The organism is Nonomuraea longicatena (genome assembly GCF_039525605.1).
GTDB lineage: Bacteria > Actinomycetota > Actinomycetes > Streptosporangiales > Streptosporangiaceae > Nonomuraea > Nonomuraea longicatena.
In genome coordinates this window covers 18194-39513 of sequence record NZ_BAAAHQ010000024.1, presented here as the reverse complement: position 1 = coordinate 39513, position 21320 = coordinate 18194, and the positions used below count along the sequence as shown (strand labels likewise).

Sequence of the window (21320 nt, the reverse complement as noted above, 5' to 3'; positions counted from 1 at the left end):
CACGCCCGGTATCCGGTCGGACGTTCAGCGGGTGGTGAACGGGCGGGAGTCGAAGGTGCCGGTCGCGGCCGGGGTGGTGGTCGGGGTGAACGGCGTCCACGACAGCTTCACCGTGTGGCCCGCGATCTTCAGATCGGCCTCGGCCTTCGCTCCGACGCGGATCGTGCCCTGGACCGGGACACCGTCCACGTGGCGAAGCGGTCCAGCTCGATGGTGTCCTTCCCGAAGGTCATCGTGCCGCCGCGCAGGCCGGTCGAGTCCTTCAGCGACTGGTGGCCGAAATGGGCGTGCGGGTTGCGGCGGGCGACCGCGTCCTCTGCGGTGGCCAGGGCCGCCGCCACCAGCGTGCGTTCCCTGCCGGTCAGGCCGCTCGCGCGGGCGGGCGTGATGTCTCTCAGCGCGCGGGGGTAGGCGCCGATCGCCTTGTACGTCTCGGCGGTGCACCGCGCCTCGGGTGCGGGATGCGTGGGCTTGCTCAAGAACTTCTGCATCGCCGCCCGGACGCAGGATCCGGTCGGCTCCGGGGTGAATCCCATGGCGTGCCAGGCGGCCGGGACCGGACGGAAGGTGCCGCGCGGATACCGCTTGATCGCCGCCCTCACCACGTCCGGGGCGTGGAAGTCGAACTCTCCGTTGATCGACATCACCGGGACGTCGGGATGCGGCAGTTCCGGCGGCGCGGGCGGGCGGTTCGCCGCCTGCGGCCAGTACACGCACGCCTCCTCCCGTCCGACGAACGGGTATTCGCTTCTCTCGTACGGCTGGCTCGGCCGCTCTTTCGCGTGATAGCGGGCGAACTGTCGCTTTCTCTCCTCGACCGGGGCGGACCTGTCGAACGGCATCTCAACGTCCGCGCAGTTGTAGGCGAGCTCCGCAGTCCTGTCGGGGAGGTCTTCTTCCGGTTTCCAGTCCGGCGACCCCACTTCCTTGCCCAAGCGGCGCAGCGGGGCCAGATCTCCCGCCAGATAGGCGGTGGCGGCGGCGTTGACCTCCTTGGCGACGACCGAGTGGCTGGCCTGCAGCCCGACGTGCGCGAACACCTTGACCGGCAGTTCTGGGTCCGGCTTGGCCCGCAGCCGGTCGAGCGTGCGTGTCCACGTGGCCACCGGAGTGGACGGCAGGTCACGGCACGCGCGCGACCGGTCGCAGACCACCTCCAGGTTCTTCAGCCTGGGCCGGTGCTGATGGTAGAAGTAACCGCCCTTGCCGATCACTCCCATGCTGTCGAGGAGCATGGCGGAGACCGTCTTCGGATGGCGGGCGGCGAACGTCTGGCCGATGAAGGTCCCGTAGGAGTTGCCGAAAAGGTGCAACTTGTCGATACCGAGTGCGGTGCGAATCGCGTTGAGGTCGTCCGCTGTCTGAGAGCTGCTGAAGTGTGCGGCGCGCGGGCCCAGTTCGGCCGCGCACCTCTTGATGGACTCCAGGTCTCCCATCTTCAGGTAATCGCAGTTCAGGATGGTGGATTTACCGAAGCCCCGGATGTCCATGACCAGCAGGTTCGACCGTTCGAGCAACGGGCCGAGCACCTGCTCCACCCCCGGAAGGGACTCCAGGGACTGGGTGGGCCCACCGAGATGGGCGAAGATCGTGCGTTCGGCCTTCTTGGCGGGAAGCCAGGCGAAGGCGACCTCGATGCGCTCCGAGTTGGGATCGTCCCAGTTGAGGGGGACCGACAGCTTCCCATCGCAGCGTTTGGTGGCGGTGGCGCACGGGTGCAGGTCGGGCACGGGGTCCGCCTGCGCGGGCGTCGTGACGGTGGTGGCGGTCAGCAGGACCGCCGCCGCCAGGGGCATGATCTTCATAGGCACCAGCGTCACAACCGAAGAGGACGAAATCCTCCTCCTCGGGGAGTGATCCGGCCATATGGCCACCGACACGGACCATCAGCCACCCATCCACCCCAGGTCGCACCCACGACTGGCTCCACAGAGCCAGAGGCCGGGGGTTCACCCAGCCAGCACCACTGAGGGAACCGGCCCAGGCAGAGCCACGCAGAGACCGGCCCGGCAGGGCCCGGCGCCGGGCGGCGGGGTGGTGTGCGGTGGGCATGGCGCCGGGGTGCGGCGGGGTGGTGGGGCATGGCGGGGGTGACCGGGCGGCGTCACGGCGGGGAGGGGTCAGAGGGGTGCCGCTCGGGGAGGCCGGGAAGGGGCGCGGTGGGCGGCGGGAAGGGGGCTGGCCGTAACGGATGGGTGGCGTGATGCTGCACACAGAGAAGGCAGGACAACGGAACCTTGTTCTGTTACGGTCGGAAAAGGACGATCAGATGGCACACGCAGATGGCACACGCGAAAGGGCGCTGATGGCCTTGAACCGTGACTTCGTTGGGCGGACGTACGCCGCCGCGCAGCCGTACGAGGTCAGTCGGGTGAAGATCCGCGAGTTCGCAGCGGCGATCGGCGACAACAACCCGATTTATCGTGACAAGTCGGCGGCGCAGGCGGCCGGGCATCCCGACGTCGTCGCGCCGCCCACCTTCCCCATCGTGTTCAGCCTCCAAAGCGGCGGCGAGGCGCTCGCCGACCCCGACCTCGGGCTGAACCTCGCCATGGTCGTCCACGGCGAGCAGCGGTTCGAGTACGCCCGCCCCATCTACGCCGGCGACGAACTCGTCACCCGCTCGACCATCACCGACATCCACAGCGCCGGACGCAACGAGCTGCTGACCCTGCGCAGCGAGATCACCACCCTGGCCGGAGAGCCGGTGTGCACCACGTACAACACGATCGTCGAGCGCGGAGGGGCGGGCTGATGACGGCGACCGTCAGGTACGACGACGTCGAGGTCGGCCAGGAACTCCCCGCCGTCGGCTACCCCGTGCGGCGGGTGAACCTGGTGATGTACGCGGGCGCGTCCGGCGACTTCAACCCGATCCACTGGAACGAGCGCTTCGCCAAGACCGTCGGCCTGCCCGACGTGATCGCGCACGGGATGTTCACGATGGCCCAGGCCGGACGGTACGTCACCGACTGGGCCGGCGATCCGGGTGCCGTCGTCGACTACGGGGTGCGGTTCTCGTCCATGGTGATCGTCCCCGACGACGACCAGGGCGCCACGATCACCGTCAGCGGCGTCGTCGAGGAGAAACTGCCCGACAAGCGGGTGGTGGTCGGGCTCGTCGCGACCTGCGCGGACATGACCGTGCTGTCCAAGGCCCGCGCAGTGGTCCAGCTCACATAGCGGCCCGGTCTTCGCCAAAATCCCACCCCCGAGGTCAAACCGGGGGCAACGAACACCGGACGTTCTTGAAGTGTCGGAATCGCCCGCCTAAGTTGGGCCGTGAATCCCAGGGGTGCTCCACCACAGGTGTTCCGGCGTGGTCTCACCACGACCGAGAGGAAGAGCCGACATGTGGGACAGTGTGCGTTCCAACTGGGAACCGTTCAACGAGCCGCTCGAATCACGTGAGCACAACATGTATCTCGACACCAAGGGATTCGTGAGCACCGGTGTCGGGAACCTGATCGACGCGACCGCGAAACCGCTCACTCCGCCGACGCCCGACGAACGGGCCAGATCCCTGGCCATGGCCGGCGAACTGGACTGGCTGAACGCCGACGGCAGTGAGGCGAGCAGCGACCAGGTCGCCGCCGAGTGGGACCTGGTGAAAAGCCGGATGGACCTGGCTCCGCGGGGCGGCGGCGTCTTCCGCGGCCTCACCACCCTGCGTATCTCCGACGATGAGATCGACCGGTTCGTCGGCAAGAAGCTCGACCAGTTCGAGGCGTTCCTCAAGAACCGTTCGGAGTTCGCGGACTTCGACAACTGGCCGGCGGACGCCCAACTCGGCCTGCTCAGCATGGCGTGGGGGATGGGGCCAGCGTTCCAGTTCCCGAGGTTCCAGGCGCTGGCGGCAGCGGGCGACTTCGACGCAGCCGCCGGCGAATGCCGGTTCAACCCGGAGATCGGCACCATCGTCACCCGCAACAACCTCGACCAGCAGTGCTTCCACAACGCGGCCCAGGTGGTGAACCAAGGGCTCGACCGGTCGGCGCTGCTGACCACGGCAGGCGGCTGAACCGTCTCACGGGGGAAGGAGTCGATCATGACCGCGTTCGACATGGAGCTGGCCAGCCCCGTGCCATCCGGCCTCAGCGGCGGGCTGGGCGGCCCCAACCAGGGCGGCCATCAGCCCCCGGACTGGTACATCCAGTTCGGGATGGACCTCGGTGCCGGCGAAGGCGTGGAAGTGCACGCCGCCTTCGACGCCCACGTCACCAAGTACAGCCCGCACGACCCGAGCGCCGACAGCGGCAAGGTGTACGGCGCGCAGTTGTTCATGCGGGCCCCCAACGACATGATGGGCGGCTTCTACACGCACATCACGAACGTGCCGTCCGAGATCGCCGTCGGCTCCCAGATCAGCAGGGGCGACCTCCTGGGGACGATCATGTCCTTCGACGGTATCCCGTCACACGTCCACGCGGCACTGGTCGAGATCATCGGCGGCGCGCCCAACGGCCAGTACCAGGGGGTGGACCTCTACCAGACCATCCTCAACCTCGCCGACTCCACCGTCACCGTCACGTTCGCGCAGGACGGCTCACCGCCGACGGTCAACTGAGCCGGTGAAATACGACTAACCGGCACCCATCGAGGAGTGCCGGTTAGGTGGTTGGCAGGAGTGCCGCCCTGGAGATCCGGGCCGCGTACGCTCGCGGCGGACACGTGGGCCGAACACGGCCCAGCGGTCTAGAACGCTTAGCGGGTCTCGCGGTGCGCACGGTGGGTGCGGCAGTTGGGGCAGTACTTCTTCAGCTCAAGCCGATCCGGGTCGTTGCGCCGGTTCTTCCGCGTGATGTAGTTGCGGTGCTTGCACTCCTGGCAGGCCAGCGTGATCTTCGGCCTAACGTCGGTGGCAGCCACGTGGGAGTGCCTTTCTACGTTCGGGACATGGACATACCCGTACCCAGATCGATCGACCTGGGGAGGGGCCGTAGCGGAGGCCGGACTTGAACCGGCGACACAACGATTATGAGCCGTTTGCTCTGCCTGACTGAGCTACTCCGCCTGGAGCCGGGCGAAACAACCCGGACCCGTTGAGGATACCCGACGCGGCGAGCACATACGTACTTGGCCCGATCGGGTGAGCTGCCCCCCAGTATGCCGCAGAAGAGCCAGCACAGGGAAACCGGAAACCGTCAGGGGATCTCCCATGACGCGTGCACGCCGAATCCCGTTCCCGGAAGCGGGCCGGCCTCGAAGGTGCCGCCGTACAGCAGGGTCCGTTCGCGCATCCCCACCAGCCCGTGCCCGCCCGACCCACCTGGCGGCACCCGCTGCCCAGGCCCGTCGTCGACCACGGAGATGTGCAACCGCCCATCGACGACCGACACGCTGGCCGTGCAGTGAGCGGGAGCGGCGTGCCTGACGACGTTGGTGATCGCTTCCTGAACGATGCGGTAAACGGCTGACGCCATGCTGTCGGGCACGACCCCGTCCACCGACAGATCGACCCGCACGCCGGACTCCGCCGCCCGGTGCGCCAAGGACGGCAGGTCGGCGAGCCCGGGGGCCGGCGTGCTGTCGGGCGTGCTGCCGGGTGCGCGCAGCACGCCGAGAAACTGGCGCATCTCCACGAGTGAGCCGCGCCCGATCTCCTCGATGGCCCGCAATGCCTCGCGCCCTTCCTCCGGATGCTTGTCCAGGACCTTGGCCGCCACCCCCGCCTTGACGGTGATCATGCTCATCGAATGGGCGACGACGTCGTGCAGCTCACGCGCGATCCGCAGGCGTTCGTCGGCCGGCGCCTGCTCGGCCTGTCTCGTGGCCTCGCGGGCGGCGAACTCGCGGCGGGTGCGCGCCGTCGTGCCGAGACTCCAGCTCGCCCCGACGACCAGCCAGGCCGTACCGAGGATGAGGACGGGGTGGGGCCAGCCGTTCAAATACTGCGGGTCCGGCATCGAGACCAGTAGCGAGCCTCCAGTGACGAGCAGGCCCGACACCAGGGCGATCGCCGATCTCCGCACCGGCAGGCCGGTCGCCACCGGGTAGACGGCCAGGGCCGCCACGACCGTCGGCAGCAACCGGTTGGCCTGCACCGCGAGCACGGCGAGGCCGATCAGGAGCGCACCGTAGAAGGCGGGCTCCGGCCACACCCGCCGCACCGCCACGGGCACCGCGAGCAGCCAGCAGAGCGCAACCGTCACGGCGTTCGTGGGCAGCTCCGGCCAACTCGCTGTGGACACCAGCGCGAGCAGCACCGCGACCACGGTGTCGGCCAGGATGAGCAGCCAGGGTGGCGGCCGCCGGGCGAGCAGATTCACAACCTGACGTTATCGAGGAACGGCCGGAGGCGAATCGGACCAGGGTCATACTCCGCCCGCGTACGCCCGTGCCGTATGACCCTGGTCAGATCCCGAAGATCGGATCCGGCTCCGATGTGCGGACCCACCGCCTGCAGCATCGTTGCCGACATGAACCGACGCAGACTCATCGCCCTGTGCCTGGCGGCCTGTCTCGCCGTGCCGCTCGGCGGTATCGCCCTGGCCTCGGCACAGGCCCACGGCCTCGTGTGGAAGGACTGTGGTGACGGCCTGCGATGCGCCGAGCTGGTCGTCCCCGTGGACTGGGCCGATCCAAGCGGGCCCAGAACCTCGGTGCGCGTGGCCAAACTGCCCGCGACGGGCAAGAGCCTCGGGCCGCTGATCGTCAATTTCGGAGGGCCCGGCACCAGCACCTCGATGCTCAGGCGGACCAGCCTGCCCGACGCTCCGGCGGAGCTGCCAAACCTGCTCGACGAGTTGCGGGGAAGCTTCGACGTCATCGCCATCGATCCACGCGGCCTGTCGGAGCCCGCCGGCGGCAAGAGAGTGAGCTGCGCGGAGCCGGACGCCTCCGTCTACGGGCTGCTCCTGGCCAGGACGAAGCAGGACTGGGACGCCCACGCCGCCAAGAACGCGGCCCATCAGGCGAGCTGCCGCCAGACGGCGGGGGCGGCCTGGCGCGGCATGACCTCCTGGAACGTGGCGCACGACATCGACGCCCTGCGCGCCGCGCTCGGCCAGGACAAGCTCGTCTACGCGGGCAACTCCTACGGCACCGTGTACGCCCAGGCGTATCTGGAGCTGTTCCCGCAGCGGGTCGGACGCATGTACTTCGACGGCACCGCCGATCACACCCAGAAGGAGTTCGAGCCCTGGGTGCGCAACTACGCGCGCACGCAGGAGCGTCATCTCACCCGCTTCCGTGACTGGTGTGCCCGCCGTACCGACTGCGCCCTTCGCGGCACGGACGCCGGCAAGGCGTGGGACGAGCTCGCCGCCAGGGTGCGCCGCGCGCCGCTGCCGGCGTCGGCCGGGCGGACGGTGCACGAGGGGCAGCTGTACGCCGGCGCGGTCAAAGGCATGAATCCGGCACTTTGGCCCCAGCTCGCCACCGCCATCCGCAAGGCCCTCGACGGCGACGCCGGCGACTTCCTGGAAGAGCTGCGCCCGGACGAGGGCGCCACGTCGGTGAGCCAAGACTCCTTGTGCAACGACTTCATGCCGAAGCTGCCGACGTACGAGGAGTTCCTGGGCATCGAGGCCGGACTCCGTGAGATCGCGCCGAGGTTCGGCTGGCTCGAAGGACGCTTCGAGCTGGGGCGGTGCTGGGGCCGCAGCGGGGGCGCGTCCTGGGCACCGCACCCGCTGCAGGTGAATGACGACGTCCCGCCGATCCTCTTCGCGATCGGGGAGCTCGACAACAACACCGACTATCGCGGGCAGGCGCACGTGGCCGAGCAGATCCCGTCCGCGCGCGTCCTGTGGCACGGCGACGGCCACGCGTCGTGGGCGAGGAACACCTGTCTGCGAAGGCATGTCAGCGCCTACCTGACCACGGGGCAGTTGCCCGCGGCCGGCACGCGCTGCCCGGCCGAGATCATCCAGAAGGTGGGGAAATGATCGAGGTCACAGAACTGACGAAGTCGTACGGCTCCACCCGCGCGGTGTCCGGGCTCACCTTCGACGTCAAACCCGGACAGGTCACCGGCTTTCTCGGGCACAACGGCGCCGGCAAGTCCACCACCATGCGCATGATCCTCGGCCTCCACACGCCCACGTCGGGCAAGGCGTTGATCAACGGCGTCCGCAAACGCGACCTGCGCGACCCCATGCGCGAGGTCGGCGCCATGCTCGACGCCGCCGAGGTGCAGGGCGGGCGCAACGCGTTCGCTCACCTCCACGCGCTGGCGTACGCGGGCGGGATCGGGCGCCGCAGGGTCGTGGAGGTGCTGGAGGAGGTCGGCCTGGCCGGGGCGGCACGCAAGCGGATCGCCGGGTTCTCCCAGGGGATGCGCCAGCGCCTCGGCATCGCGGCGGCGCTGCTCGGCGACCCGGGCGTGCTCATCCTCGACGAGCCGACCAACGGCCTCGACCCCGACGGCATCCGCTGGCTCAGAACACTGCTCAGATCCCTGGCGGACGAAGGGCGTACCGTCCTGCTGTCGAGCCACCTGATGACCGAGATGTCCCTCACCGCCGACCGGCTCATCATCATCGGCCGGGGCCGGCTGATCGAGGACTCCCCAGTGGCAGAGCTGCTGGCCCGCTTCCAGTCCGGTGTACTGGTCCGATCCCCCCACGCGGCCCGCCTGTGCAGCGCACTCGAAGCGGCCGGCGCGACCGTACGCCCCGCTCAGGACACCGGCACTGGCGCGGAAATGCTGGTGACCGGCCTGACCGCAGCCGCCATCGGCGACCTCGCCCTGGCGAACGGCTGTGCCGTTCACGAGCTGGCGTCGCGCCGGACCTCGCTGGAGGAGGCTTTCATGGAGATCACCCGATGATCGACCTCGTCGCATCGGAATGGCTCAAGCTACGCTCGCTCCGAGCCAACTACTACGTCCTGGCCGCCACGCTCTCGGCCCTTGCTCTCACCGGCTTCGCCGCCTTCTCGATCTCGCGCAACTTCGACACCAACGGCCCGAGCGGCGATCCCGTCGGCACCGGTCTCAGCCTCAGCGCCGACATTCCCTCTGTGCTGTTCGGCATGCTGGGCGTGTTCGCCATCTCCGGCGAGTACGCCACCGGCATGATCAAGCTCACGCTGACCACGATCCGGAGCCGGTGGACGCTTCTTCTGGCCAAGGCCGTCGTGGTGGCCGCCGTGGCCGCTGTCGCAGGACAGGTGCTGGCGTTCGGCACCTATTTCACCGCACAGGCCGTGGTGGCCGGGCGCCCGATCGGCGCCACGTTCGCCGAGCACGCGACCCTGGCCGAGGTGCTGACCAGTGGCGCCGGCTCCGCGGTCGCCGGGGTGCTGGGGCTGGGCCTGGCCACGGTTCTGCGTTCGACGCCGGGAGCGCTCATCGCGCTGGTCGTCCTCCCTCTGTCCCCGACCGTGCTGGAGCGTTTCCTCCCGGCTCCGTGGAACGACTGGATCAGTTCCCTGACGATTCCGTCGCTGGCCAGGCAACTGGCCGCCGTACCCGACGCCGGAGCCTTCGGCCCCGCGACGGCCGCCGTCATCCTGGTGGGCTACGTCGCGGTCTCACTCCTGCTGGCAACCCTGGCGATCAACCACCGCGACGCCTGACCGGATGGAACAAAGAAGCCCGATCTCGCATTCAGTGAGATCGGGCATTTATCAGAAAGAGCCCCCAAACGGAATCGAACCGTTGACCTTCTCCTTACCATGGAGACGCTCTGCCGACTGAGCTATAGGGGCCTTGTCCGCGCTGCGGACAGGTGTAACCATACACGGCGCCAGGCCGTGATGCGAACTCGTCGGCCCGCCCTGCACGGGCAATCGGACGACCTCGCACAGGTCGGCCAGATCGACGTGGCGGGCGACCTCGGCGACGCTCACGCAGTCGGCCACGAGCCGCCCGTGCCGTCGCACCCTGAGGACCTGACGCCCAGCCCGTACGGCGGCAGCCACCTCGACCCCGCCCGTGCCCACGAATCGCCTGTCCATAGCGGCCCAGCGTAGACCTCAGCACTCTCAATTTCCCCGTCAGTACCTGAAGTACCCGGCGAAACCCTTCTTCTCCGCGACCCGGTCGACGCGGACGCTGGCGCCGGTCTCCGGGGCGTTCATCATCAGCCCGCGACCGAGATAGATGCCGACATGGTTGGTCTTGACCAGCTTCTCGGTGATTTTCCCGAAATAGACGAGGTCACCGGGCCGGGGATCGTCCACCCGGAACAGGCGGCGCAGGTGGTCGTCGGTGTTGCCGCGCCCGAGCACGTCGCGGCCGTACGCGAGCGCGTACACCCATCGGGTGAGACCGGAGCAGTCCAGCCCCCTGGTCCGCTCGGCCGGGCACGGCCGGATCTTCCCGTTGTAGCCGAGGCAGGTCCCGGTGGACGGCCCGGGGCGTTCGGCGTGGCCGCCGCCCCAGGAGTACTCGATGTCCTGCCGTTCGATCGCGTAGGCGAGTCGCACGATGCTGTTCACGGTGTCGCCCACGGGCGGCCTGTCCACCAGCGGGGCCGACGCGACCGCCAGGAACAGCAGTGTCAGCGCGGCAAGCGGAACCCGAAGAATCGCCCTCATTACGACATATCCTCATCGATCGGCGACCCGATCGCGCGCTACCGGGGCTTCAGGTCCAGCGGCTGGTCGCCGACCACGAACCGCACGCCCACCTTGCCGCGCGCGGTGGCATTGGTGGTGAAGGTCAGCCGGACCTTCCGCCCGATGCCGAGCTGGGCGATCGTGCACTTGACCGCGGTGCCGCTGTACTTGCAGCCGGGCGCCTTGACCACGCGGTGCCCGCCGTACGCGCGCCCGCTGACCTTGATGTTCGTGACCGGATACGGCCCGGTGTTGCTGATCGTGACCGAGTACGTGCGCCGCGAGTGCGCGCGTCCCGAGAACGTCACCTCGGGGACGGCCGTCGCCAGTTCCCTGAGCTGGTCCTCGCTGCCGTTGAAGTAGTTCTGGCCGCCCACCAGCGGGCCCTTGTCGGCCGACTGCCAGAAGGTGTGGGCGCGCCAGCTCTTCGGCGGTTCGCCGGGGTCGGTGCCCCAGCGGGCGAGCCACAGCGGGTTCGCGCCGAACGCGGCGGAGTCGCCGGTGCAGGTCCGCCACCAGCTCGTCGTGGTGTAGACGATCGCGTTGCGGCCGGTCCGCTTCTTGTAGGTGGCGGTGAAGTCCTTGATCCAGGCGACCATGTCCTTGGCGGACAGGTCGTAGCAGTTGTTCTTGCCGTTGCGGTTTCCGTACGGGTTGTCCTCCAGGTCGAGGACGCCGGGCAGGGTGATGCCGTCGCGGTGCCAGGTGCCGCCGTTCTGCACGAAGTGCTCGGCCTGCTGCGCGCCGTCAGACTCGTGGGGCTGGGCGAAGTGGTACGCGCCGCGCACCAGCCCGTTCTGTGCGGCGCCCTCGAACTGCGCGTCGAAGGTCGGGCTGCGGAAACCGGTGCCCTCGGTGGCCATGACGAAGGCGAACTTGGCGCCTCCCGAGGAGACCGCGGCCCAGTCGATCTCGCCCGTCCAGTTGCTCACATCGACGCCGGGTACGCCGTTGGCCGCTTGGGCGGGGGCCGCAAGCGCCCCGCCGAGGCCGAGTGCCGCCAGGGCGGCTGTCGCTAATGTCCGCTTCACGGCCAGATCATCCCGAACAGCGAGCCTGACATGTCATTCAATAACGGAATAGATCTGGAAACGTTAGTTACCTCAATTGTCGGAGGCGACTGATATCCCTGATCTGCACGCAGGCGATTCAAACAAGGGAGACACCCATGTCGAGTGAACGCGCCGACCTCATCCAGGCGCTCGACCGGCACCGCGACCTGCTCAAGCAGACCGTCCAAGGGCTCGACGACCAGCAGGCCGCGCTGACCCCCACCGTGAGCACGCTCTGCCTGGGCGGTCTCATCAAGCACGTCACGCTCGTCGAGCGCGGCTGGGTGCGCTTCGCCGTCCAGGGCACCGAGGGCCTGTGGGCCCCCGGCGACGACTGGGAGAACGGCTTCCGCATGGTCGGCGACGAGACCCTCGCGAGCCTGCTCGCCCAGTACGACGAGGTCGCCGCCAGGACCACCGAACTGGCCTCCACCCTCGACCTCGACGCCGCCCACCCGCTGCCCGAGGCCCCCTGGTTCGAGCCCGGCGCGGTGTGGTCGGTCCGCCGGGTGCTGCTCCACGTCATCGCCGAGACCTCCCAGCACTCCGGCCACGCCGACATCATCAGGGAGGCCATCGACGGTCGGCGGTCGATGGGCTGATCAGGGGCTCACCGCGAGGAACAGGAACGACGCGAAGAGCACCAGATGCACACCGCTCTGCAGCAGCGTGGCGCGGCCCGGCACCACGGTGAGCGTCGAGACGGCGACCGTCAGCGCGAGCAGGACCATGTGGGTGCCGCCGAGCCCCAGCAGCAGCGGCCCCTCCAGCCAGAGCGAGGCCACCGCGATCGCCGGGATGGTCAGGCCGATGCTGGCCATCGCCGAGCCGAGCGACAGGTTGAGGCTGACCTGGAACTGATCACGCCGGGCCGCGCGCACGGCGGCGATCGTCTCGGGCAGCAGCACCAACAGCGCGATCACCACACCGACGACGGCCTGCGGCAGGCCGGCCGACGACACCGCCTTCTCGATCAACGGCGACTCCACCTTGGCCAGTCCCACCACCGACACCAGCGCGACGAGCAGCAGTCCGAGGCTGACCATTGCGGTACGCCCCGACGGCTGGGGCGCGTGGTCGTCGGGGGTGACCGCCTTGCCGTCATGGGTGACCGGCAGGAAGTAGTCGCGGTGCCGTACCGTCTGGGTCAGGACGAACAGCCCGTACAACGCGAGAGAGGCGACCGCCGCGAAGATCAACTGGGCGGAGGAGAAGGCCGGGCCCTGCGCGCTCGTCGTGAACGTCGGCAGCACGAGGCTGAGCGTCGCCAGCGTGGCGACGGTCGCGAGCGCGCCGCCGGTGCCCTCGGCGTTGAAGACCGCGACGCGCCGTTTCAGCGTGGCGAACAGCAGCGATATTCCGACGATCCCGTTACACGTGATCATGACGGCGGCGAACACGGTGTCGCGGGCCAGCGACGACGTGTTGGCGCCGCCCGACAACATCAGGCTCACGATCAGCGCCACCTCGATCACGGTGACGGCCACGGCGAGCACGAGCGAGCCGAACGGCTCCCCGACCCGGTGCGCGATCACCTCGGCGTGGTGGACCGCCGCGAGCACGGCGCCGGCCAGCACGATCGCCGCCAGAATCGCCGGGATCAAAGGAAGCGGTCGCCCCCAGGCCAGCGCCAAAGCGAGCAGAGCCAGAACGGGAACGGCCACGGTCCAGTCGAGAAATCGGCGCATGTAGTAGATCATGCCTTACTGTCCGATTGAACCACCGCCACGACCCAGGACGGACAACAGGATCATGGCTTTATCGAAGCGACTGAGCCCGGCCGAGCAGCGGGTGTGGTCGGCGTTCCCGACCGGCGAACTCGTCGATCTCGGCGGCGAACCGGCCCAGCGCGACCTGCCCGCCGGCGAGAACGCGCCGAAGGACGGCCACACCTGGGGCCCCGAGCGCACGGTCCGCGCCGAGGTCATCGCGGCGCTGCTGCTCGGCGCCCACGAGCACCCTCCCGGCTCGCTGCCGTCAGTGCGGCTGCGCGGCGCGCGGATCACCGGGCAACTCGCGATCCGCGACGGCACCGTGGAGCACGCGCTCGTCCTGAGCGGCTGCCACCTTGACGAGGAGCCGCTGTTCAACGGTTCGAGCACCCGCATGCTCCGCTTCACCGACTGCCGGATGCCCGGTTTCAGAGGCACCGGGCTTCGGGTGGCCGGGCACCTCAGCCTGTCCGGTTCGTGGATCACCGGGACGGTCCGCACCGCCCGCGCGCAGTTCGACAGCGGCTTCTGGCTGGCCGGAACCAAGATCGTCACCACCGACGAGTGGGCGCTGTACTCCGGCGCGATGGTGGTCGACACCGGCATGTACCTGAGCAACGCCGACGTGACCGGCGGCGTCCGCCTGGTGGGCGCCCGGCTCAACGGCGGCCTCTTCCTCGCAGGCACCACGCTCCGCAACCCCGGCAAGGAGGCACTGGCCTGCGACAACATGGTCGTCGAAGACATCATGGAAGGCCCGTTCACCGCACTCGGCTGCGTCCGGCTGCGCGGCGCCCGCGTCAACGGCAGGCTGTCGGTCACCGGCGTCATCCGCAGCCCCGACACCAGGTACGCACTGCACGCCAGCCACGTCGAGGTCCGCGAGTTCCACCTCAAGCCCGCCGAGCCCATCGACGGACTGGTCACGCTCGGCTACTCACGCATCGGCACGCTGCACGACGACCTCACCACCTGGCCGGAGCGCCTGCGGCTCAACGGTCTCGTGTACGAAGGGCTGCGCGGCGGCGGCGTCAGGCACCGCGTCGACTGGGTCTCCCGCGACCCCTTGGGCTACCGGCCGCAGCCGTACGAGCAGTTGGCCGGCTGGTACCTCCGCGACGGCAACGACGTGCTCGCCCGCCGTACCCTGCTGGCCAAGCAGCGGGCGCGGCGCCGCACGATGTCGCCGGGCGGGCGGCTCTGGAGCGGCATGCTCGACCTGACCGTCGGGTACGGTTACCGTCCCTGGCTGGCGGCGCTCTGGTTCGTCCTGCTGCTGGTCGTGGGCACCGTGTCGTACGCGCTCGTCCCGCCCCGGCCGCTCAAGCCGGAGGAGGCGCCCGGCTTCGACGCCTTCGCCTACACCTTCGACCTGCTGCTGCCGATCGGCGCGTTCGGCCAGCGGGCGATGTTCGATCCGGCCGGATGGACACAGGGCCTGGCATACGTCCTGATCGCGGCCGGTTGGATCCTCGCCACCGCGCTGATCACGGGCGCTACCCGCGTGCTGCGTCCCACCTGATCGAGCGCATCAGCGCGGGGAGGTCATGGGGGAAGACGACCTCGTCCGTGGCCTCCAGCTCGGCGACGCTCCACCAGCGGTGGCCGAGCGTGGTCTCCTTCTCGATCGCCTCCATCCGGTCGAAGGAGACCGTGCCGGAGTCGACGCGTACGGCGAAGAAGGTCTGATCCTGGGTGATCGCGTAGTCGGCCCAGCAGAACTCGATCGTGCTGGTGCCGAGCGGGCCGGTGAACCGCTCCCCCGCCATGCGGATGCCCGCCTCCTCGTACAGTTCCCTGACCGCCGCGTCGAGCAGGCTCTCGCCGTCCTCGGCGGCGCCGCCGACCGTGAACCAGAACGGCGCGTCCGGCAGGGCCGGGTCGAACCCGTTGAGCAGCAGCACCCGCCCGTCGGAGTCGATGGGCAGGACGCGCCCGGTGTAGCGGCGCAGCGGGATTCGTGTCACACGTACTCCTTCAAAGGATGATTTTTCACCGAACCCATCATCGCCTTCATCAGGAAGCGGTGCTTGAACACCCGGTTGCGCACCCGGATCCCCAGCGCGGTCCTGGGGGCGAGGAAGCGGCCCGCGTTGGCGGCCTTGGAGATCGCGGTGCCTGCCCGCATGACCTGCTCGTAGCGGGCGAAGGCCGTCGCGTGCGCGCCGCCCGCCTGCCTCAGCTCCCCCGCCAGCACGTACGCTCCCGTCAGGGCCAGCCCGGTGCCGAGCCCGGCCAGCGTGTTGCCGTAGGCGGCGTCGCCGAGCAGCACGACGCGGCCCCGGGAATAGCGGTCGGCCTTCACCCGGCTGAGGGAGTCGAGGTAGAGGTCGGGGCTGCGCCGTACCGCTTCGGCGAGTTCCCGCCCGTGCCAGGCCAGCCCCTCGTAGGCGGCGATGACGTGCTCTTTCATCTCCTCTGTCACGTGGCGGTCGTAGGCGAGTTCGGGGGCGGCGAAGACGAACAGGGCTGTTCCTCCCGTGGAGACCATCCGGCCGGGTTCGTTGTACATCGCCGCGAACGGCATGCCGGGCAGGTCGCACAGCGCGTAGTAGTAGCCGAGATGAGTGACATATCCGGACTCGGGGCCGAAGGCCAGGCTCCGCACGTTCGAGTGGATACCGTCGGCGCCGACCACCAGGTCGAACAGGCGTGGGCCACCCCGTTCGAAGTGCGCACGCACCCCGTCGGGCGTCTCGGTCAGAGAGGTGATCGAGTCACCGAAGACGTACTCGGCCGCGCCCGCCGTCCGTTCGTACAGCACCTGGACCAGGTCGCCGCGCAGGACCTCCAGGTCGCCCGCCGTGAACTCGGCGGGCATCTCGGTCAGCTTGCGCCCTGCGGCGTCCACGATGTCCAGATCGACGGCGTCCGTACGGCGTCGCCGCAGCTCCTGAAGGATGCCCATCCGGTCGAGCAGTTCCAGTTGGGCCGCGCCCTTGAAGTCCACCGCCTGACCGCCTTCGCGCGGGGACGCCGCCTTCTCGACGACGGTCACCGCGTGGCCGTCGCGCAGCAGCCAGTGGGCCAGCGCCGGGCCTGCGATGCCCGCGCCCGAGATGAGGATGTTCGTCATGGCGACGAGCCTGGCCGTCCGGGCTGACCACCGGCTGACAGTTCACCACAACACGGTCAGCGCCTCGTCCCCGCTCATGGCCGCGCCCTGAGCGAACAGTTCCGCGCAGGCCGTCGGCCCGAGGATCTGCCGCGCGGACGCGTACACCCTGGCGGTGTCCCGATCGCCCGCGACCGTCGTGCCACGCAGCGCCACGGAGACCCCGAGCAGCAGCGCCGCATGCTCAGCGCCCTTGAGCAGACCCGGGTTCACCGCCCTCTCAGGACGGCCCGGCTTCGCCGTACCCTCAGTTGTCCCCTCGGCCGGGCTTTCGGCGATGCGCTCAACCCCGCTCTCGGCCGGGCTCACGGCCATGCGCTCAGCCGCGCTCTCGGCTGTGCTCTCGGTCGCGCTCTCCAGCAAGGCCAGGCCGGCCTGGCCGGTGGCCACCTCGGCGAGGTCGGCCGAGGACGTGAGCAGGGTGCGGGCCGTGCGGTGGTGCCGGCGGGCCGCGATGAGGTCGCCGTCGGCCTCCGCGAGCCGCCCGAGCGCGAGAGCGGCGAGCCCCTTCACCCCGTCGACGACGTACCCGCTGCCCTTGGCGGCCAGCGCGGCGCGGAGGTGCTCGCGGGCCCGCTCCGGCTCGCCCCGGTGCCGCGCGAGCTCGCCGAACCACAGTGGCACCTGCGCCGACCTGCCCCGCGTCAGCGCGGCGGCGCGGCGCAGGTCGGACTCGGCGGCGGCCAGATCGCCCTCGCGCATCGACCCGGCGGCGCGGCGACACAGCACATCGGCCATCTCATCCGAGTCGCCCAGTTCGGCGTGCAGGTCCACGGCCCGGCCCCACCGGTGGTGGGCGCGCGCCCACTCGCCACGCCAGCTCGCGATCAACGCCAGCCATTCGAGCGCCTGCGCCGTCCCCCAGCGTTCCCCGAGCGTCGTGAACACCGACAGCGCCTGCTCAAGCTCCGCCTCCGCCTCCGCGACCGCACCGTCGAGCAGCCGCACCAGCGCGCGTCCGAGCACCGCGACCGCCTGGCTCCACGGGTCGCCGCCCAGCGTCGCCTCCTGCCAGCCGGTGTCGCGGGCCGGCGGCCCCACGACCATCCCCCACAGCACCGTCAGGAACGGGTACCGCAGCTCACGCCCCAGCGACCAGATGATCTCCGTGGCCCGCGCCCACTGCTCCTCCGTCGCCTCCGGCGCGGCCCGCAGCACGCAGATCGCGTACTCCTCGTCGAGTCCGTCCGGCACCGGACCGGCCAGCAGCCGGACCGCCTCCCGATCGCGCCGCCCGCTCAGCCACGAGTACGCCGCCAGCGCCGCGATCAGCCGGAACGCCTTCGGCCTGTCGTTCTCGACGGCGTACCGGAGCGCGGCCCGCAGATTGCCGTCCTCGCGGCCGAGCCGGGCCAGCCACTCGCGCTGCTCGGCCCGGCGCAGCCACGGCTCGGCGCGTTCGGCCAGGTCCAGGAAGTACGTCAGATGCCCGGCCCTGGCCTGGGCCGCCTCCGCCGGGTCGAGGCGCCCGGCGCAGAACAGGCGGATCGTCTCCGACATTCGGTACCGTCCGCCCTCCGCCTCCACCAGCGAACGGTCCACCAGGTCGGCGAGGACGTCGGCGCTTCCGCACACCCGCTCGACCGCCTCCAGGGACGCGCCGCCCGCGAACACCGACAACCGCTTGGCCACCACCCGCTCCTCCTCGGTGAGCAGGCTCCAGCTCCAGTCGACGGCGGCATGCAGGGTTCTGTGGCGGGCGGCGGCCGTACGGTCGCCTCGGGTCAGCAGCGCGAACCGGCCGTCCTCGGCCAGCCTGGCGGCGAGGTCGTCGGCGGTGAACGTCCGCAGGCGGGCGGCGGCCAGTTCGATGGCGAGCGGGAGACCGTCCAGGAGGGTGCAGATCTCGGCGGCACGGTCCGGATCGGGCGGGTCGGAGCGGACCGCCGCAGCCCGGTCCAGGAACAGGCGCACGGCCGGAAAGTCGGAGATGTCCTCGGTGGTTCCCGGCGGGGGCACCGGCAATGGCGCCAGCGTGAGGAGCCTTTCGCCGGTCAGGCCGAGCGGCTCCCGGCTCGTCGCGATCACCCGGAGGCCGGGGCAGGCGTCCAGCAGGCGTCTCACCAGGGCGGACACCGGGTTGATCAGGTGTTCGCAGTTGTCCAGGACCAGCGTCAGCCGCTGGTCCGCGAGGGCATCCAGCAGCCGCCCGGTCGCGTCCGGCCCACCGGCGGCGGGGCTGTGCAGGCCCGTCTCCCTCAACCCCAGCGCGACCAGCAGCGCCTGCGGCACCTGGGCGCCGTCGTCCAGCGCCGCCAGATCCGCGAAGTAGGCCCCGGGCGCGCTCTCCACGGCCAACCGGGTCTTGCCCACTCCGCCCGGCCCAGTGATCGTCACCAACCGGACCTCACCCAGGTCGGCGAGTCTGCGCAGTTCGGCATCACGGCCGACGAACGCCGTGAGCTGCGCCGGCGCCCGCACCCCTTTCCGCCCGCCACCGGTGTCGCCGCGCAGCATCGCCACGTGCAGTTCGGACAGTTGGGGCGACGGATCGGCGCCGAGTCGCTCGGCGAGCAGCCTCCTGCCGTCCTCGTAGACGCCCAGCGCCTCGGCCTGGCGGCCTTCGGCGTACAGGGCGCGCATGAGCTGGCCTCTGAGCCGTTCCCTGGTCGGGTGGGCGGCCGTCAGCGCCATGAGCTCGGGGACCGAGGTGCCGGTGCCCGCCGACAGTTCGGCCTCGGCCAGATCCTCCCGTACGGTCAGCAGTACCTCGCCCAGTCGCGCCCGCTCGTCCTCGGCGAACGGGATGTCCGGAACGTCGGCCAGTGCCGGGCCCCGCCACAGCCCGAGCGCCTGCTTGAGCGTCCGTGCGGCCCGCTCGTACTCCCCCGCCGCGAGCTGCGCCCGGCCCTCCCGGCCAAGGCGTTCGAAACGGTACGCATCCACCTCGTCCGGGTCCACAGCCAGGACGTAACCCGCCCTCCGGGACTCGACCACCCCTTCGGGCAGGCCCCGGCGCAACCGGGAGACGGCCGCCTGGATCGCGTTGGCGGCGCCGTCCGGCGGGGCTTCGCCGTACTGGCCGTCGATCAGCGCGCTCATGGGGACCACGCGCCCCGGCGACAGCATCAGCATGGCCAGCACCGCGCGCGGCCGGGCACCTCGCACCTCGCCGTCGCGTACCTGGACCGGCCCCAGGATGCCGAACCGCATACCTGCAGTCTGCCAGCTCGCAGACCCAGCAAAGTGATCATACTTTTTGTGCGAATGTCAGAACATTCACCGCCAACCTCACGTCACACCCGATTAAGGCAGGCCCTGGGCCATCTCACAGGGCACCCCGAGACGATGTGAGGTCAGAGTGACATTAGGGGCAAAACTCCTCGCGGCAGCGGCGCTCGTCACCGCGGCCGTCGGCGCCGAGACCGGCGCGGGCGCGACCATGAAGGCGGCTCCACCTGCGGTGATCGCCATCCCACCACCCGCCGTCGCCCCCGTCGCCCCCGTGTCCGCCGTGGGCAAGACCGCGAAGGCGGAGCGCGAGCCGGAATGCATGCGCATCCGAGGGGCCGTGGCCTGCGTCGGCGCCGACGACAGCGACCGGCCGGGGATCACCATCGAGGACACCGAGCCTGACAAGTCCCACGGGGTCGTCGAGTACTACCTGAACGGCTACCTCGGCACCAAGTACATGATCCACCACCTCGCGGGCTCCGGTGAGCTCAAGGGAACGCGCGCGCTCGGCCGGGTCGTGACCTTCCGCGTCGCGCGCTACGAGGGCGGGCACCGGGTCAAGACCAGCCGCTGGAAGACCGTCCGCAACCTCACCAAATACCCCGTCCCCCGCCACACCCAGATCACCCCGGCAGGCGCCCGAGCCCAGTCCAAGGCCTGCACCACTGTCGCCGGCGCCGCCCTGACCTGCTTCAACGAGCGCTCCACCAAGATTTTCGCGTGCGACACCAGCGCGGACAAGCGTGAGGTGCGCGCCGAGTACTTCGTCGGCGGCGACCCCACGGCCCGCTACGAGATCCACCAGCTCGCCGGTCCCGGCACCTGTGGCAAGGCCCAGCACGGCAAACTGTCGATCAGCAAGTACCGCGCCGCCGTGTTCGGCGAGCGTTACCGCTACTCGACCGGCGACTACCGCTACAACTGAGACCTCCGCGCGGCGGGGCCGTCCGTCGGCTCCGCCGCCCAGCGATACGAGTCCATCGGGGGCCGCCTTCGCTCCGCCGTTCGGCGGGGGCCGTTCGCTCCGCTGCTCAGCAGGAGTTGGCCCACCAGAGGACGTTCGCTCCACTGCTCAGCAGGAGCAGTTCGCCGGGGATCGTCTTCGCTCCGCTGCTCAGCGGTAGGAGTTCACCAGACGTGCGAGGTGCTTGCCCGCGATCAGCAGTGGCGTCTCGCTCTGGGACACCTGGGCGGCCATCTCGGCGCCTTCGATGGTGTTGATGATGGTGTGGGCGAGTTCTCCGGCGACCTCGGCGGAGAAGCCCGAACGGCGAAGCTTGTCCTCGACCAGCGCCCGCCAGTTCGCGAACGCCTGGTCGGCGGCCCGCTGGATGTCGGGTGCCCGTCCCGCGCTCTCCAGTGCGGTGGTGGTGACCGGGCACCCGTCCAGCCACTGTGATTCGCGCAGCCCGCGCGCCAGTTCCCCGGTGCAGGCGACGATCGCCCCGGCCGGGTCGTCGTCGCCCGCGAGCGTGTCGCGCAGCAGGTCGGCGAACTCCCGGTCCCCGTGCCTGATGGCCTCGATCGCCAGTTCCGTCTTGCCACCCGGGAAGAAGTGGTAGACGGAGCCGAGCGTGGCCTGCGCCTCCTGTGAGATCTGCTTCAGGCCCGTGGCCTCGTACCCCTGCCGCTGCATCAGGCGGGAGGTGGCGCGGACGATGCGGTCCCGGGTGCCCACCTCGTGCTTGGTCTTCATGCTGTCCCATCGTAGTTGATAGAGCGTTCATTCTAGTGTTACAGTCCCATTCTAAATAGAACGTT

At 69.9% G+C, this 21320-nt stretch carries 22 protein-coding genes and 2 tRNA genes; 11 read left to right on the top strand and 13 right to left on the bottom strand.

The genetic code is table 11. The features are described 5' to 3' along the window. Positions 1–24: 24 nt before the first annotated feature. Positions 25–189 (bottom strand): hypothetical protein, encoded by a 165-nt coding sequence (locus tag ABD120_RS23850; RefSeq protein WP_343952234.1) that lies wholly within the window; start codon positions 187–189, stop codon positions 25–27. Then, entirely contained in the window at positions 129–1805 is a 1677-nt protein-coding gene (locus ABD120_RS23845; RefSeq protein ID WP_343952233.1) for an alpha/beta fold hydrolase, read from the bottom strand. Before ABD120_RS23845 ends, ABD120_RS23850 begins: the two co-directional genes overlap by 61 nt. A 500-nt stretch (positions 1806–2305) precedes the next feature. Between ABD120_RS23845 and ABD120_RS23840 the strand changes: the two genes are divergently transcribed. From ABD120_RS23840 to ABD120_RS23825, 4 genes are all read left to right on the top strand, one after another. Continuing rightward, positions 2306–2755 carry a MaoC family dehydratase N-terminal domain-containing protein gene (locus ABD120_RS23840; RefSeq protein WP_343952232.1) on the top strand — a complete coding sequence of 150 codons (450 nt, stop codon included), beginning with the start codon at positions 2306–2308 and terminating at the stop codon, positions 2753–2755. After that, the gene (locus ABD120_RS23835; RefSeq protein WP_343952231.1) at positions 2755–3183 is read left to right on the top strand and encodes a MaoC family dehydratase; all 429 of its coding nucleotides are present in this window, start codon (positions 2755–2757) and stop codon (positions 3181–3183) included. Before ABD120_RS23840 ends, ABD120_RS23835 begins: the two co-directional genes overlap by 1 nt. 169 nt (positions 3184–3352) lie before the next feature. Further along, entirely contained in the window at positions 3353–4021 is a 669-nt protein-coding gene (locus ABD120_RS23830; protein WP_343952230.1) for a hypothetical protein, read from the top strand. A gap of 27 nt (positions 4022–4048) precedes the next feature. Further along, positions 4049–4567 carry a hypothetical protein gene (locus ABD120_RS23825; RefSeq protein WP_343952229.1) on the top strand — a complete coding sequence of 173 codons (519 nt, stop codon included), beginning with the start codon at positions 4049–4051 and terminating at the stop codon, positions 4565–4567. A gap of 137 nt (positions 4568–4704) precedes the next feature. Here the strand turns inward: ABD120_RS23825 and rpmG are convergent, their stop codons facing one another. The 3 genes from rpmG to ABD120_RS23810 all read right to left on the bottom strand — a co-directional run bounded on the left by rpmG (position 4705) and on the right by ABD120_RS23810 (position 6269). After that, positions 4705–4869, bottom strand: a complete 165-nt coding sequence (rpmG, locus tag ABD120_RS23820; protein WP_101786011.1) for a 50S ribosomal protein L33 — start codon at positions 4867–4869, stop codon at positions 4705–4707. 71 nt (positions 4870–4940) lie between these two features. Further along, a tRNA-Met gene (locus ABD120_RS23815) sits at positions 4941–5014 on the bottom strand. A 130-nt stretch (positions 5015–5144) separates the two neighbouring features. Further along, on the bottom strand, positions 5145–6269 hold the full coding sequence (locus ABD120_RS23810; protein ID WP_343952228.1) for a sensor histidine kinase: 1125 nt from the start codon (positions 6267–6269) through the stop codon (positions 5145–5147). 150 nt (positions 6270–6419) lie between these two features. Between ABD120_RS23810 and ABD120_RS23805 the strand changes: the two genes are divergently transcribed. Genes ABD120_RS23805 through ABD120_RS23795 form a run of 3 tightly spaced genes read left to right on the top strand, consistent with a single transcriptional unit; the run spans position 6420 to position 9522 of the window. Beyond that, positions 6420–7889 (top strand): alpha/beta fold hydrolase, encoded by a 1470-nt coding sequence (locus ABD120_RS23805; protein ID WP_343952227.1) that lies wholly within the window; start codon positions 6420–6422, stop codon positions 7887–7889. Continuing rightward, positions 7886–8773, top strand: a complete 888-nt coding sequence (locus ABD120_RS23800; protein ID WP_343952226.1) for an ABC transporter ATP-binding protein — start codon at positions 7886–7888, stop codon at positions 8771–8773. Before ABD120_RS23805 ends, ABD120_RS23800 begins: the two co-directional genes overlap by 4 nt. After that, positions 8770–9522 carry an ABC transporter permease subunit gene (locus ABD120_RS23795; RefSeq protein WP_343952225.1) on the top strand — a complete coding sequence of 251 codons (753 nt, stop codon included), beginning with the start codon at positions 8770–8772 and terminating at the stop codon, positions 9520–9522. The genes ABD120_RS23800 and ABD120_RS23795 overlap by 4 nt, the downstream gene beginning before the upstream one ends. Before the next feature lie 59 nt (positions 9523–9581). Here ABD120_RS23795 and ABD120_RS23790 read toward each other — a convergent pair. Further along, positions 9582–9654: transfer RNA gene (locus ABD120_RS23790), tRNA-Thr, on the bottom strand. A 45-nt stretch (positions 9655–9699) separates the two neighbouring features. Here ABD120_RS23790 and ABD120_RS23785 point away from each other — a divergent pair. After that, positions 9700–9918, top strand: coding sequence for a hypothetical protein (locus ABD120_RS23785; RefSeq protein ID WP_343952224.1), 219 nt, complete (start codon positions 9700–9702; stop codon positions 9916–9918). A 24-nt stretch (positions 9919–9942) separates the two neighbouring features. Here ABD120_RS23785 and ABD120_RS23780 read toward each other — a convergent pair whose 3' ends face one another. Next, the gene (locus tag ABD120_RS23780) at positions 9943–10485 is read right to left on the bottom strand and encodes a C40 family peptidase (RefSeq protein WP_343952223.1); all 543 of its coding nucleotides are present in this window, start codon (positions 10483–10485) and stop codon (positions 9943–9945) included. Between the two features lie 38 nt (positions 10486–10523). After that, positions 10524–11537 (bottom strand): lysozyme, encoded by a 1014-nt coding sequence (locus tag ABD120_RS23775; RefSeq protein ID WP_343952222.1) that lies wholly within the window; start codon positions 11535–11537, stop codon positions 10524–10526. Positions 11538–11674: 137 nt separating this feature from the next. Between ABD120_RS23775 and ABD120_RS23770 the strand changes: the two genes are divergently transcribed. Continuing rightward, entirely contained in the window at positions 11675–12160 is a 486-nt protein-coding gene (locus ABD120_RS23770) for a DinB family protein (protein ID WP_343952221.1), read from the top strand. Here the strand turns inward: ABD120_RS23770 and ABD120_RS23765 are convergent, their stop codons facing one another. Beyond that, entirely contained in the window at positions 12161–13246 is a 1086-nt protein-coding gene (locus ABD120_RS23765; protein WP_343952220.1) for a calcium:cation antiporter, read from the bottom strand. 64 nt (positions 13247–13310) lie between these two features. Between ABD120_RS23765 and ABD120_RS23760 the strand changes: the two genes are divergently transcribed. Continuing rightward, positions 13311–14792 (top strand): hypothetical protein, encoded by a 1482-nt coding sequence (locus ABD120_RS23760; protein ID WP_343952219.1) that lies wholly within the window; start codon positions 13311–13313, stop codon positions 14790–14792. Here ABD120_RS23760 and ABD120_RS23755 read toward each other — a convergent pair. Genes ABD120_RS23755 through ABD120_RS23745 form a run of 3 tightly spaced genes read right to left on the bottom strand, consistent with a single transcriptional unit; the run spans position 14767 to position 19538 of the window. Further along, positions 14767–15237: an NUDIX hydrolase gene (locus ABD120_RS23755; protein ID WP_343952218.1), complete on the bottom strand. Its 471-nt coding sequence runs from the start codon at positions 15235–15237 to the stop codon at positions 14767–14769. The genes ABD120_RS23760 and ABD120_RS23755 overlap by 26 nt on opposite strands. Further along, positions 15234–16346, bottom strand: coding sequence for an FAD-dependent monooxygenase (locus tag ABD120_RS23750; protein ID WP_343952217.1), 1113 nt, complete (start codon positions 16344–16346; stop codon positions 15234–15236). Before ABD120_RS23750 ends, ABD120_RS23755 begins: the two co-directional genes overlap by 4 nt. Positions 16347–16388: 42 nt before the next feature. Further along, positions 16389–19538, bottom strand: a complete 3150-nt coding sequence (locus tag ABD120_RS23745; protein WP_343952216.1) for an AfsR/SARP family transcriptional regulator — start codon at positions 19536–19538, stop codon at positions 16389–16391. 148 nt (positions 19539–19686) lie between these two features. Here ABD120_RS23745 and ABD120_RS23740 point away from each other — a divergent pair, with 148 nt between their 5' ends. Further along, positions 19687–20484 carry a hypothetical protein gene (locus ABD120_RS23740; protein ID WP_343952215.1) on the top strand — a complete coding sequence of 266 codons (798 nt, stop codon included), beginning with the start codon at positions 19687–19689 and terminating at the stop codon, positions 20482–20484. A 189-nt stretch (positions 20485–20673) separates the two neighbouring features. Here the strand turns inward: ABD120_RS23740 and ABD120_RS23735 are convergent, their stop codons facing one another. Continuing rightward, complete coding sequence (locus ABD120_RS23735; protein ID WP_343952214.1) at positions 20674–21255, bottom strand: TetR/AcrR family transcriptional regulator; 582 nt, start codon at positions 21253–21255, stop codon at positions 20674–20676. Positions 21256–21320 lie beyond the last annotated feature (65 nt).